Annotated in this window: 11 protein-coding genes; 3 read left to right on the top strand and 8 right to left on the bottom strand. The window is 72.8% G+C overall.

Translation table 11 applies throughout. The features are described from left to right. Positions 1 to 59: 59 nt before the first annotated feature. The 6 genes from ACZ4XD_RS09930 to ACZ4XD_RS09905 all read right to left on the bottom strand — a co-directional run bounded on the left by ACZ4XD_RS09930 (position 60) and on the right by ACZ4XD_RS09905 (position 6,740). A complete protein-coding gene (locus ACZ4XD_RS09930) occupies positions 60 to 854 on the bottom strand; it encodes a hypothetical protein (protein ID WP_468040049.1) in 795 nt (264 codons plus the stop codon). Between the two features lie 14 nt (positions 855 to 868). Next, complete coding sequence (locus ACZ4XD_RS09925) at positions 869 to 1,801, bottom strand: ABC transporter ATP-binding protein (protein ID WP_468040046.1); 933 nt, start codon at positions 1,799 to 1,801, stop codon at positions 869 to 871. Positions 1,802 to 2,049: 248 nt separating this feature from the next. Continuing rightward, a complete protein-coding gene (gene ilvD / locus ACZ4XD_RS09920) occupies positions 2,050 to 3,900 on the bottom strand; it encodes a dihydroxy-acid dehydratase (RefSeq protein ID WP_468040044.1) in 1,851 nt (616 codons plus the stop codon). A gap of 259 nt (positions 3,901 to 4,159) precedes the next feature. Continuing rightward, complete coding sequence (locus ACZ4XD_RS09915; RefSeq protein ID WP_468040041.1) at positions 4,160 to 4,810, bottom strand: TetR/AcrR family transcriptional regulator; 651 nt, start codon at positions 4,808 to 4,810, stop codon at positions 4,160 to 4,162. Further along, a complete protein-coding gene (locus ACZ4XD_RS09910) occupies positions 4,807 to 5,631 on the bottom strand; it encodes a sugar phosphate isomerase/epimerase family protein (RefSeq protein ID WP_468040038.1) in 825 nt (274 codons plus the stop codon). The genes ACZ4XD_RS09915 and ACZ4XD_RS09910 overlap by 4 nt, the downstream gene beginning before the upstream one ends. A 182-nt stretch (positions 5,632 to 5,813) precedes the next feature. Beyond that, the gene (locus ACZ4XD_RS09905) at positions 5,814 to 6,740 is read right to left on the bottom strand and encodes a Ppx/GppA family phosphatase (protein WP_468040036.1); all 927 of its coding nucleotides are present in this window, start codon (positions 6,738 to 6,740) and stop codon (positions 5,814 to 5,816) included. Positions 6,741 to 6,817: 77 nt separating this feature from the next. Here ACZ4XD_RS09905 and ACZ4XD_RS09900 point away from each other — a divergent pair, with 77 nt between their 5' ends. Continuing rightward, a complete protein-coding gene (locus ACZ4XD_RS09900) occupies positions 6,818 to 7,672 on the top strand; it encodes a DUF3109 family protein (RefSeq protein WP_423661248.1) in 855 nt (284 codons plus the stop codon). A 47-nt stretch (positions 7,673 to 7,719) separates the two neighbouring features. Here the strand turns inward: ACZ4XD_RS09900 and ACZ4XD_RS09895 are convergent, their stop codons facing one another. Beyond that, positions 7,720 to 9,471, bottom strand: coding sequence for an RNA polymerase sigma factor (locus ACZ4XD_RS09895; protein WP_468040031.1), 1,752 nt, complete (start codon positions 9,469 to 9,471; stop codon positions 7,720 to 7,722). Between the two features lie 254 nt (positions 9,472 to 9,725). On the opposite strand from ACZ4XD_RS09895, the gene radA reads away from it, so the two are divergent. Then, complete coding sequence (radA, locus tag ACZ4XD_RS09890) at positions 9,726 to 11,138, top strand: DNA repair protein RadA (RefSeq protein WP_468040028.1); 1,413 nt, start codon at positions 9,726 to 9,728, stop codon at positions 11,136 to 11,138. A gap of 125 nt (positions 11,139 to 11,263) precedes the next feature. Next, positions 11,264 to 12,388 (top strand): DNA integrity scanning diadenylate cyclase DisA, encoded by a 1,125-nt coding sequence (gene disA, locus ACZ4XD_RS09885; RefSeq protein ID WP_387249374.1) that lies wholly within the window; start codon positions 11,264 to 11,266, stop codon positions 12,386 to 12,388. A 143-nt stretch (positions 12,389 to 12,531) separates the two neighbouring features. Here the strand turns inward: disA and ACZ4XD_RS09880 are convergent, their stop codons facing one another. Next, positions 12,532 to 13,029 carry a pyridoxamine 5'-phosphate oxidase family protein gene (locus ACZ4XD_RS09880; protein WP_468040106.1) on the bottom strand — a complete coding sequence of 166 codons (498 nt, stop codon included), beginning with the start codon at positions 13,027 to 13,029 and terminating at the stop codon, positions 12,532 to 12,534. Positions 13,030 to 13,061: the final 32 nt, after the last annotated feature.

Raw genomic sequence — 13,061 nt, 5'->3', positions numbered from 1 at the left:
CCGCCGCCCCACAGACCGGCCCCCGTCGCTCGCCCGCGACGGGGGCCGTCGCACGCTCTTCAGGCGTCGCGCCGCGTAACCCGGGAGGTCACGAGGGCCAGCGCGACGAGCGTGCAGAGCGCGAACCAGCCGAGTCCCGCGAGCGGTGCCAGACGCGTTTCGGAGGGGAGCACATGGAGGATCTGCTGCCCCGCCTCGGTGGGCCACCACTTGAGCAGCAGGTCACCGAGGGAGCTGAGCGCATGGAACATGAGGGGGAGGATGAAGGTCAGGCCGACGCAGGCGGTGATCGCGCCTGCGGAGGCGCGCAGCACCAGGCCCACGATGAGCGCGAAGACTCCGAGTACGCCCAGGTAGCAACCGCCGCCGATCACGGCGCGCAGCACGGACCCGTCGGACAGCTCGGGATGGGCAGCCGCCGCGCCCAGTGACAGCGTCCCGGCGGTGTAGGTGGCGAAGGAAATCAGCAGCCCGGTCACCAGGGAGACCGCGAAGACCACCAGGGCTTTGGCCGCCAGCAACCGGGGCCGCTTCGGTACCGCGGTGAGCGTGCTGCGGATCGAACCCGTGCCGTACTCGGAGGTGGCGGCCAGCGCGCCGAAGAGGCAGATCGCCAGCTGGCCGATCGGAAGTCCTACGAAGATCTCCCGGAGGACGGAATCCACCTCCCCCTCCGCGCTGCTGCCCGCGAACGCCCCGATGCTGATCGTGATGGCGGCGGCGGCGAACAGCGTCCACCAGGTGGAACGGACCGTACTGACCTTGATCCACTCGAAGGCGACCGCATCGATGAACCGCGCCCTTCGGCCCTCCGTGCCGCCGCTCCAGGAGGCGGCAGCAGCGTTGTCTGTCATGGTCGTCGTCCTCATCACGCGGCCTCTCCGCTGTGCGTCACCCGGTATTCGACGGCGTCCGCGGTCAGTTCCATGAAGGCCTCTTGCAGCGAGACCCGCTGCGGCGCCAGCTCGTGCAGCCACAGCCCGTTCCGCCCGGCCAGCTCGCCGATCCGCTGCGCGTCCATGCCCCGTACGAGCATCGCGTCCGGTGCGGACCGGCCGGGGGCGGCGTCGACCGTGGCGCCCTCGTGCCGCAGCAGGCGGACGAGGTGTGCCGCGTGCGGGCTGCGGACCACGGTGCCGTTGTGGGAACTGCGGGCGAGGAACTCCGCCATGGAGCTGTCCGCCGCCAGCCGCCCGCGGCCGATCACGATGAGGTGGTCCGCGGTGTCCTGCATCTCGCTCATCAGATGCGAGGACACCAGGACCGTGCGGCCGTCGTCCGCCATGGACCGCATGAACTCCCGCACCCACTGGATGCCTTCGGGGTCCAGCCCGTTGACCGGCTCGTCGAGGATGAGGATTTCGGGGTCTCCCAGCAGTGCGGCGGCGATTCCCAGGCGCTGGCTCATGCCGAGGGAGAAGCCGCCGGCGCGTCTGCGGGCGGCGGAGGTCAGACCGACCATGGCGAGTACTTCGTCGACCCGCCTACCCGGTATGTGGTGGGAGGCGGCGATCCCGCGCAGGTGGTTGCGCGCGGTGCGGCCGGTGTGGAACGCCTTGGCGTCCAGCATCGCACCGACGGTGTGCAGCGGGGTGGGGAGTTGGTGATACGGCCGGCCGCACACGGTCGCGGTGCCCGAGGTCGGCCGGTCCAGGCCGACGATCATGCGCAGTGTGGTGGATTTCCCGGCACCGTTCGGTCCGAGAAAGCCGGTGACCTTGCCGGGTTGAACGGTGAACGTGAGGTTGTCGACGGCGGTCTTGTCGCCGTAGCGCTTGGACAGTCCCCGTACTTCGATCATGGTGTTCCTCAGGGCGGAAGGCGGATTCCGGAGTGCAGGTGCACCACGCTAGGGCGCGTGACAGCGGGGTTCCGTCACTCCAGCGGCCGGTAATCCGCCGTGGCCATGAGCTCGGGGTCTGATGCGGCGTACGACCTGAGGGGTATACGGACGCAAGGATTCCAGGAGCGGATGCAGCAGCACCCCGGGCCCAACTGGGTCCGGGGTGCTGCTGTTCGGCGTTGCCGGGGTGAGTCCTCGGTCGGGTGTCAGCCGAGCTTCGACACGTCCCGCACCGCGCCCTTGTCGGCGCTGGTGGCCATGGCCGCGTAGGCGCGCAGGGCCTGCGAGACCTTGCGCTCGCGGTTCTTGGGGGCGTAAACGCCGCCGAGGGCCTCGCGGCGGGCCGCCAACTCCTCGTCGCTGACGAGGAGTTCGATGCCGCGGTTCGGGATGTCGATCCGGATGCGGTCGCCGTCCTCGACGAGGGCGATGGTGCCCCCGGCCGCCGCCTCGGGGGAGGCGTGGCCGATGGACAGGCCGGACGTGCCGCCGGAGAACCGGCCGTCGGTGACCAGGGCGCAGGTCTTGCCCAGGCCGCGGCCCTTGAGGAAGGACGTCGGGTAGAGCATCTCCTGCATGCCGGGGCCGCCCTTGGGGCCCTCGTAGCGGATGACGACGACGTCGCCCTCCTTGACCTGCTTCTTGAGGATCTTGTCGACCGCTTCTTCCTGGGACTCGCAGACCACCGCCGGGCCCTCGAAGGTCCAGATGGACTCGTCGACGCCGGCGGTCTTCACGACGCAGCCGTCCTCGGCGATGTTGCCCTTGAGGACCGCCAGGCCGCCGTCGACGGAGTAGGCGTGCGCCATGTCGCGGATGCAGCCGCCGGCCGCGTCCACATCGAGGGAGTCCCAGCGCTCGGACTGCGAGAAGGCGGTCGCGGAGCGCTTGCAGCCGGGGGCCGCGTGCCACAGCTCGACGGCCTCGTCGGAGGGGGAACCGCCGCGGACGTCCCAGGTCTTGAGCCAGTCCTCGATCGAGGCGCTGTGGACGGTGTGCACGTCCTCGTTGAGCAGACCGCCGCGGTAGAGCTCACCGAGGATGGCGGGGATGCCGCCGGCGCGGTGCACGTCCTCCATGTAGTACGTGCCGCCGGGGGCGACGTTCGGGGCGACCTTCGCCAGGCAGGGCACCCGGCGGGAGACGGCGTTGATGTCGTCCAGGTCGAAGTTCAGGCCGGCTTCCTGCGCCGCGGCGAGCAGGTGCAGGATCGTGTTCGTCGAGCCGCCCATGGCGATGTCCAGGGCCATGGCGTTCTCGAAGGCGGCGCGGCTGCCGATGTTGCGCGGCAGGACGGTGTGGTCGTCCTCGTCGTAGTGCCGCTTGGTGATCTCGACGACCGTGCGGCCGGCGTTCTCGTACAGCGCCCGGCGGGCGGTGTGGGTGGCCAGCGTCGAGCCGTTGCCGGGCAGTGAGAGGCCGATGGCCTCGGTCAGGCAGTTCATCGAGTTGGCGGTGAACATGCCCGAACAGGAGCCGCAGGTCGGGCAGGCGTTCTCCTCGATGCGGAGGATGTCCTCGTCCGAGATCTTGTCGTTGACGGCGTCGGAGATCGCGTCGACCAGGTCGAGGGTGCGGACGGTGCCGTCGACCAGGGTCGTCTTGCCGGACTCCATCGGGCCGCCGGAGACGAAGACGGTCGGGATGTTGAGCCGCATCGCGGCCATCAGCATGCCGGGCGTGATCTTGTCGCAGTTGGAGATGCAGATCAGCGCGTCGGCGCAGTGCGCCTCGACCATGTACTCGACCGAGTCCGCGATCAGGTCGCGGGAGGGGAGGGAGTACAGCATGCCGCCATGGCCCATGGCGATGCCGTCGTCGACCGCGATGGTGTTGAACTCGCGCGCGATGCCGCCCGCGGCGTGGATCGCCTCGGAGACGATCCGGCCGACCGGCTGGAGGTGGGTGTGGCCGGGCACGAACTCGGTGAAGCTGTTGGCCACCGCGACGATCGGCTTGCCGAAGTCCTCGCGCGCTACGCCGGAGGCCTGCATAAGGGCTCGGGCGCCGGCCATGTTGCGGCCATGGGTAACGGTGCGGGACCTCAGATCAGGCACGGTGGGTCACTCCCTCGGGATCGTCCGTACGACCGCCGCTGCCGGTACCTGGCCCCCTGGCCGCGTACCGGGCGGCGTCATATAGCAGCTCCTGTCGAGATTACGCTTCTGATCCAAGATCTGGACAGCCTCTCCGGCATGTGAGACGGCTGACCGCAGTGCGGACAGCGGACGGGGAGCGCTTCTCGCAGGTCGAGGGCTTCGGCGGGCCGAGGAGGCGCCCTGGGGAGCGCTTGTCAGGGCTGCGTCACGGCTGCGGTCACGGCTGGGTCAGATACCGCTGGAGCGTCGGCGCCACCATGGCGATGATCTCCTCCGGGTCCGCGGAGGCGATCGGGTCCATCTTGATCACATAGCGCAGCATGGCGATCCCGATGAGGTGCCCGGCGGCCAGCTGTACCCGGAACTCCGGGTCGGGGACGTCCAGTTCGCCCGCCACCCGCTGGAGCATCCGGCGCTCGATGAGGCCGCGCAGCACCGCCGCGGCGGTCTCGTTGGTCAGCGCCGAGCGCATGATCGCCAGCAGCGGCGGGCGGCTGACCGGGTTCTCCCAGACGCCGAACATGAAGCGGGCCATCCGCTCGCCCACGTCCGCGCCGCCGCCCGCGAGGGCGTCCGGCATGGTCAGCGCGGGCGCGAAGGTCAGCTCGATGGCCGCCGCGAAGACCTGCTCCTTGGTGCCGAAGTAGTGATGGACCAGCGCCGCGTCCACCCCGGCCGCCTTGGCGATACCACGGACCGAGGTCTTGTCGTAGCCGCGCGCGGCGAACTCCGTACGGGCCGCGGCCAGGATGCGCTCCCGGGCACCGGGGCCGGCCCCGTCGGCGGCGCGGGCCGGGCGGCCCCGGCGGCGGGCCGGTGCGGGCGGTGTACCGGGCTCCGGGGCCGCGTCGTCCCGGCCGGCGCTCACGGGCCCTGGACCCGGCTCGGTGAGGCGAGATGCAGCCGGGTGAAGGCCAGCGCCTCGGCCAGGTCGGCCTCGCGTTCGGCGGCGGACATCGCCCGGCGGGTGTTGACCTCGACGACGACATGTCCGCCGAAGCCGGTGGCGGCCAGCCGCTCCAGGACCTCGGCGCAGGGCTGGCTGCCGCGTCCCGGCACCAGATGCTCGTCCTTGGCGGAGCCGTTGCCGTCGGCGAGGTGGACATGCCCCAGGCGGTCGCCCATCCGCTCGACCATCGCCAGCGCGTCGTTGCGGGCGGTGGCGGTGTGCGACAGGTCGACGGTGAAGTGCCGGTAGTCGTCGTTGGTGGGGTCCCAGTCGGGGGCGTAGGCGAGCATCTCGCGGTCCCGGTAGCGCCACGGGTACATGTTCTCGACGGCGAATTTCACATCCGTCTCGTGCGCCATCCGCCACACCCCGCGGACGAACTCCCGCGCATAGCTGCGCTGCCAGCGGAACGGCGGGTGCACGACCACCGTCGAGGCACCCAGCTTCTCCGCGGCGTTGCGGGCGCGCTGGAGCTTGACCCACGGGTCGGTGGACCAGACCCGCTGGGTGATCAGCAGACACGGGGCGTGGACGGCCAGCACCGGCACGCCGTGGTAGTCCGAGAGCCTGCGCAGCGCCTCGATGTCCTGGCTGACCGGATCGGTCCACACCATGACCTCGACGCCGTCGTAGCCCAGGCGCGCGGCGATCTCGAAGGCCGTCGCCGTCGACTCCGGATACACCGAGGCCGTGGACAGCGCGACCTTCGCATCCGGGATGCGCACCACTGGCTCTGTCACGAGGGACAGCGTACGGGCCGGGGCCGGGTGCGGGGCAGGAGGTCCGGGCAGCCGCGGGCCGCCGCCGGTGGCCCGTCCCCGTGGGCGGGGAGGCCGGGACGGGCGCCACCGCGGGGCGCGGCCAGCGGGGGCGTGACGAGTCTCACCCGCGCCGGGCGCGCTGCGGCGGACGGCCGGGCGCCCTACGGCAGGTGGTCCAGGCGCCGCAGAATGACGCCCTCGCGCAGCGCCCACGGGCAGATCTCCAGCGTCTCGACCCCGAACAGGTCCATCGCCGCCTCGGCGACCAGCGCCCCGGCGAGCAGCTGCCGCGAGCGCCCCTCGGACACCCCGGGCAGCGCCACCCGCTCCTCCGCGGACATCCCGGCCAGCCGCGGCACCCACTCCTCCAGCTTCTTACGGGTCAGCTCCCGCTGGACGTAGAGGCCCTCGGCGGAGCGCGCGGCGCCCGCGATCCGGGCCAGCTGCTTGAAGGTCTTGGACGTGCCGACGACCTGGTCAGGCGTGCCGTGGCGGCTGAAGTCGCTCACCACCTTGGCGATCTCGGCCCGGACCCGGCGGCGCAGCGTCCGGACGTCATCGGCCTCCGGCGGGTCGCCGGGCAGGTCGCCCGCGGTCAGCCGGCCGGCGCCCAGCGGCAGCGACACGGCCACGTCCGGGTCCTCGTCGAGGCCGTAGGCGATCTCCAGGGAGCCGCCGCCGATGTCCAGCACCAGCAGCCGGCCGGCCGACCAGCCCAGCCAGCGGCGGGCGGCGAGGAAGGTGAGCCGCGCCTCGTCCTCACCGGAGAGCACCTGGAGCGAGACATCGGTCTCCAGGGCGACCCGGCGCAGTACGTCCTCCCCGTTGGTGGCCTCCCGGATCGCCGACGTGGCGAACGGCAGCACGCTCTCGACGCCCTTGTCCTCGGCCACCTGGAGCGCCTCGTGGATGGTGGCCACCAGGCGCTCCACCCCGGCGTCGTTTATCGCGCCGTCCTCGTCGAGGAGTTCGGCAAGGCGCAGCTCCGCCTTGTGCGAATAGGCGGGCAGCGGGCGCGCGCCCGGGTGTGCGTCCACCACCAGCAGATGGACCGTATTCGAACCCACATCGAGGACACCGAGTCTCATGGGGGGAAACCTACTGCGCGCGCCGACCGCTCCTGTCGGCGCGGTCGGCACCCGTCGCTCCCCCTTACGCTGGAGTCGTGGCAAAGACGAAAAAGGCGAAGCACGAAAAAGCGCTCAAGAAGGAAGAAAAGCGGCGCGCCCAGGCGGCCGAGGGCCGGCGGGCCCCCGCCGACGAGGTCGGGCTCGACTTCGCCCGTGCCTGGGTCACCTTCCCGGACCCGGGCGACGACGAGCAGCTCTTCCGCTGTGACCTGACCTGGCTGACCTCCCGCTGGACCTGCATCTTCGGCAGTGGCTGCCAGGGCATCCAGGCCGGCCGGGCGGACGACGGCTGCTGCACGCTCGGCGCGCACTTCTCGGACGACGACGACGAGAAGCGGGTGGCCGAGCATGTGGCACGGCTCACGCCCGAGGTGTGGCAGCACCACGACGTGGGCACCACGACCGGCTGGGTCGAGGAGGACGAGGACGGCGAACGGCAGACCCGGCGCTGGGAGGGCTCCTGCATCTTCCAGAACCGCCCCGGCTTCCCGGCCGGCGCGGGCTGCTCGCTGCACCTCCTCGCGCTGCGCGAGGGCCGCGAGCCCCTGGAGACCAAGCCGGACGTCTGCTGGCAGCTGCCGGTCCGGCGCACCTACGACTGGATCGACCGGCCGGACGACACCCAGATCCTCCAGGTGACGATCGGCGAGTACGACCGCCGCGGCTGGGGCCCCGGCGGCCATGACCTCCACTGGTGGTGCACCTCAGCGACCTCGGCGCACGGCGCGGGCGAGCCGGTCTACGTCTCGTACAAGCCCGAGCTGACCGAGCTGATGGGCAAGAAGGGCTACGCCAAGCTCGCCGAGCTGTGCGAGGAGCGGCTGGCGGCGACGCTGCCGATGGCGCCGCACCCGGCGGACCCGGCGCCCCTGAAGAAGCCGCAGGAGTAGCACGCGACCCGGGCCGGGCCACATCGGTGCCGGGCACCCGTCCGTGCTCAGCGCGCCGGGTGCGTGGTGTTCGAGGGCGTCGAGGACGGGGCCGGGCCGGTCGGCTTCGGCGTCGGGGCCGTCGCCGTCGGCGTGGGTGACGGCGATGTCCGGGTCGGCGTGGGCGTCGGTTTCGGGGCCGGCCGGGTCGGCCTCGGGTGCGCGGGCCCCGGGCGCTGCGGACCGGCGGCCGGGCCGGTCGCGCCGTAGCCCCGCATCGTGACGGCGGTGCCCCCGGGCTCGATGGCGATCCTGGCCCGCCAGGGGCCCGCCGGCTCCCGGTCGTGGTCGATATGGACCGTGATCGTGGTGGTCTCGCCCGGCCGCAGGGTGCCCGCCGTACGGCTCATCTGAAGCCAGGCCGCGCCCGCCGCGGCGTACCAGCGCACCGGGGTGCCGCCGGTCGCGCGGAGCGTGAGGAGCGTGGTCCGGCCCCTGGGTTCGGCGGCGATCGTCAGCCGGCCGGGGCCCGACTCCCGCCGGCGGTCCGCGTCCTCCGGCCGCTGCGGGGTGCCGTCCGCACTGATCACCTCAACGGACACATCGGGCGTCCCGTCACCCGCCCTGAAGCCGGGCCCGGGCGTCGTCCTGGCGTTCCCGGCGTTCTCGTACGGGCTGCCGCCCAGCCGCGGCCCGGGTTCCTTGTCGCCGGCGGTCACCGAGGGCGCGTCCTCGGCCGCCACGTCGGTGGCGGGGGCGCCCCGGTAGGCCGCCCACAGGGCCAGCACCGGCGCGGCGATAACGGTGGCGACCACGGTGGTGGTCAGCGCCCGGTTGCGCAGCCGGCGCCGGCGGGCCACCCGGTCCTTCGGGGGGCCCACAGGGAAACCGCTCCGGTCGTAACGAGGAGAACCGTTTGCCCCACTCGCCCGGCCGCCACCTCCCGCCCCGGCCACCCCTTCCGCGCGGCCCGACTTGGTGCGCCGGGCGACCGCCAGCGCACCGAGCACGGCCTCCCGGGGCGCGGTGACCAGCGGCAGACTGCCCCGCTCCACCGGCGCGGTGCCCGGCCAGGTCCCCGGCGCCGTGGCCCGCTCGGCGGTCCGCCGGCACTCGCCGCAGTCGTCGACATGGCGCACCAGCTCCCGGCTGAGCGCCGCGCCCAGCAGCATCTGGGTGTCGCCCGCCAGCTGCGCGACCTCCCGGCAGCGGCCGGACTCGACGACGGCCAGCGCCGCCCGGGTCCGTTCGACCTCGCAGGCGGCGGTGGCCAGCAGCGTGCGGGTGGCGATCGGGTCGGCGCCGAGCACCGCGGCGACCTCGTCGGCCGAGAGGTGGTGGCGCACCGAGAGCTCCAGCGCCTCCCGCTGCTCGGGGGTGGTGCCGGCTGCCTCCGGCCAGGCCAGCGCGGCCAGTTCACGCTGCCGGCGCTCGGCCTCGCGGGCCGCGCCGGGGCCCGGCGTCCCGGCGGCCGGCGCGGTCCGCTCGGCGAGCCGGCGCAAACAGGCCCAGCGGGCGAGGGCGTAGAGCCAGGAGCGGAACAGCGCCGGGTCGCCGGGGCGCCGGCCGCGGTGCCGCTCGGCGAGCGCGAGCGTCTCGCCGAGCACCGCGGTCGCGGCGTCGTGTTCGCACAGCACGGACAGGCAGTAGGTGAACAGCCCGTCCAGATGGGGCTGGTAGCCGTCCCGGCCCCGGTCCGGGGGGCGCGCGGTGTCCGGGCCGGGCCGCTCGGACGGCTGCGGCCGGTTCCGGCGCCGCGCGTCGCCGCGCGACCGGTGTGCGCCGGTGGAGTGCGTGGGGTGCTCGGGCCTGCTGCTCATCACCCCGGCGACGGTAGGCGGATGATGCAGCCCCGCTCGCTCGCGTTGGACACTTTTAACCCTTACGGGTGACCATCTCCCTCAAAAGGGGACACGAATGGCTCTTTACACGGGCGGTGCGCTCCGTATGCGCCACTCGGTCGGCGCAACTGCCGACGGCGGCGCCCCCTCCCGAGAGGCTCCGCGCCGGGGCCTCCGCTCCGCGAGAGCCGGCTCCCGGCGGCGTTGTCGGACCCCGCCGCTACGGTGACCCCATGGCAACGCGTAAATCGTCGGGCAAGGAGCGTCCCTCCTACCGCTGCACCGAATGCGGCTGGACCACCGCCAAATGGCTCGGCCGCTGTCCCGAGTGCCAGGCGTGGGGCACGGTCGAGGAGTTCGGCGGCGCCCCCGCGGTGCGCACGACCGCGCCCGGCCGGGTCACCACCGCCGCCCTGCCCATCGGCCAGGTCGACGGCAAGCAGGCCACCGCCCGCTCGACGGGCGTACCCGAGCTGGACCGCGTCCTCGGCGGCGGGCTGGTCCCCGGCGCCGTCGCGCTGCTGGCCGGCGAGCCCGGCGTGGGCAAATCCACCCTGCTGCTGGACGTCGCCGCCAAGGCCGCCTCCGATGCCCACCGCACGCTGTATGTCACCGGCGAGGAATCCGCGAGCCAGGTACGGCTGCGCGCCGACCGCATCGGCGCCCTCGACGACCATCTGTATCTGGCCGCCGAGACGGACCTGTCCGCGGTGCTCGGCCACCTCGACACCGTCAAGCCGTCGCTGCTGATCCTCGACTCGGTGCAGACCGTCGCCTCCCCCGAGATCGAAGGGGCGCCCGGCGGGATGGCCCAGGTCCGCGAGGTCGCCGGCGCACTGATCCGGGCCTCCAAGGAACGCGGGATGGCCACCCTCCTGGTGGGCCATGTCACCAAGGACGGCGCCATCGCCGGACCGCGCCTCCTGGAGCATCTCGTCGATGTCGTCCTGCACTTCGAGGGCGACCGGCACGCCCGGCTGCGCCTGGTCCGCGGCGTCAAGAACCGCTACGGCACCACCGACGAGGTCGGCTGCTTCGAACTGCACGACGAAGGCATCACCGGCCTCGCCGACCCCTCCGGCCTCTTCCTGACCCGCCGCGCCGAGCCGGTGCCCGGCACCTGCCTGACCGTGACCCTGGAGGGCCGCCGCCCCCTGGTCGCCGAGGTCCAGGCGCTGACCGTCGACTCCCAGATCCCCTCCCCCCGGCGCACCACCTCCGGCCTGGAGACCTCCCGCGTCTCGATGATGCTCGCCGTCCTGGAACAGCGCGGCCGGATCAGCGCCCTGGGCAAACGCGACATCTACAGCGCGACGGTCGGCGGCGTGAAGCTGACCGAGCCCGCCGCGGACCTCGCCGTGGCCCTCGCCCTGGCCAGCGCGGCCAGTGACACCCCGCTGCCGAAGAACCTCGTCGCCATCGGCGAAGTGGGCCTCGCGGGCGAGGTCAGAAGGGTCACCGGCGTCCAGCGCCGGCTGTCCGAGGCGGCCCGCCTCGGCTTCACCCACGCCCTCGTCCCCACCGACCCCGGCAAGATCCCCGACGGGATGCGGGTCCTGGAGGTCGCCGACGTCGGACAGGCGCTCAGCGTGCTGCCCAAGCGGGTGCGCCGGGAGGCCCCACAGGAAGAGGGCGCACGCCGGTAGACTTTGCCCTGGTCTCGCCCGTCACCGCAGAATTGCCTGTCGGCCACGTACGCTCCGCTGGTACGTCAACCACAGCATGGGCCGGGCGGCCTGCGGACCGACAGACCTTGTGACGGAGGAGTGCAGTGGCAGCCAACGACCGGGCATCGACTTCCGGCAGGTCCGGTGGAAGCTCCGGCACCGAGAGCCTGATGCGCGCCTCGCTGAGCGCCGTCGCGCCCGGTACCGCCCTGCGCGACGGCCTGGAGCGCATCCTCCGCGGCAACACCGGCGGGCTGATCGTCCTCGGCTTCGACAAGACCGTCGAGTCCATGTGTACCGGCGGCTTCGTCCTCGATGTGGAGTTCACCGCGACCCGGCTGCGCGAGCTGTGCAAGCTCGACGGCGCCCTGGTCCTCGACAAGGACATCACCAAGATCATGCGGGCCGGGGTCCAGCTGGTACCGGACGCCTCCATCCCGACGGAGGAGACCGGCACCCGCCACCGCACCGCGCAGCGCGTCTCCATCCAGGCCGGCTTCCCGGTCGTCTCCGTCAGCCAGTCGATGCGCCTGATCGCCCTCTATGTCGACGGGGAGCGCCGCGTCCTGGAGGAGTCGGCGGCGATCCTCTCCCGCGCCAACCAGGCGCTGGCGACGCTGGAGCGCTACAAGCTCCGCCTGGACGAGGTCGCCGGCACCCTCTCCGCCCTGGAGATCGAGGACTTGGTGACGGTCCGCGATGTCACCGCGGTCGCCCAGCGCCTGGAAATGGTCCGCCGGATCGCCACCGAGATCGCCGAGTACGTCGTCGAGCTCGGCACGGACGGCCGGCTGCTCGCCCTCCAGCTGGAGGAGCTGATCGCCGGCGTGGAGCCCGAGCGGGAGCTGGTCGTCCGCGACTATGTCCCCGAGCCGACCGCCAAGCGGTCCCGTACGGTCGCCGAGGCGCTCGCCGAACTGGACGCCCTCAGCCACACCGAACTCCTCGAACTCCCCATCGTGGCCCGCGCCCTGGGCTACAGCGGCGCCCCCGAGACGCTGGACTCCGCGGTCTCGCCGCGCGGCTTCCGCCTGCTGGCGAAGGTCCCCCGGCTGCCCGGCACGGTCATCGACCGCCTCGTCGACCACTTCGGCGGCCTCCAGAAGCTGCTCGCGGCCAGCGTCGACGACCTCCAGACGGTCGACGGCGTCGGCGAGGCCCGCGCCCGCTCGGTCCGCGAGGGCCTGTCGCGGCTGGCGGAGTCGTCGATCCTGGAGCGGTACGTCTGAGCGGCACCTCTGAGCGGTACGTCCAAGTAGTACGTCCATGCAGTACGTCCAAGGGGGCACGCCCTGGTCGCCGCCGCTCGCCGTACGCCGCGATGGGGTGGTGCCGCCGGTGAGCCGGACGAGACGCCTCAGGGCTCGTCCGGTCAGGGGCGGGACCCGGTGGCAGGTGCGGGGAGCGTGGCGGTGAGCCGGAGGCCCGTGACGAGGTCGGGGCGGATGCGCAGGGCGTGTTCCCGCTGCCCTTCCGTCCAGGGGTGCAGCAGCTCCCCGTAGTACGCCAGGTCGCGCGGATCGGTGACGGGCCGGCAGTAACCGGTGACCACCACGCTCCAGCCGACGTGCGTCACCGGGTCGATGGTGTCCGCCTCGTAGGCGACGACGACGCCCTCGGTCTCGGCCTGCCGGGTCACCGTGGCGATCGCCGCGCCCTCCTGCGTCCGGATGATGATCTCGCCCCGGTCCAGCAGATGGTTGACCGGGCGGATGGCCGGCAGCGCGTCCTGGGTGAAGACGATCCGGCCCAGCGACACACTGCCGAGGAGCCGCAGCGCCTCCGCACGGTGCAGCGGGATGCTGCGCCGGGGCCCCGCGGTCCCGGCCCCGCCCGCCCGGGTCACTCCGGTACCCGGCCGGGACGCCATGTAGTTCACCATGTCCTCCCTCTCGTCCTCCC

The sequence above is a fragment of the Streptomyces sp. NPDC029466 genome, from assembly GCF_055574515.1.
This window is presented reverse-complemented; position numbering and strand designations above follow the sequence as displayed.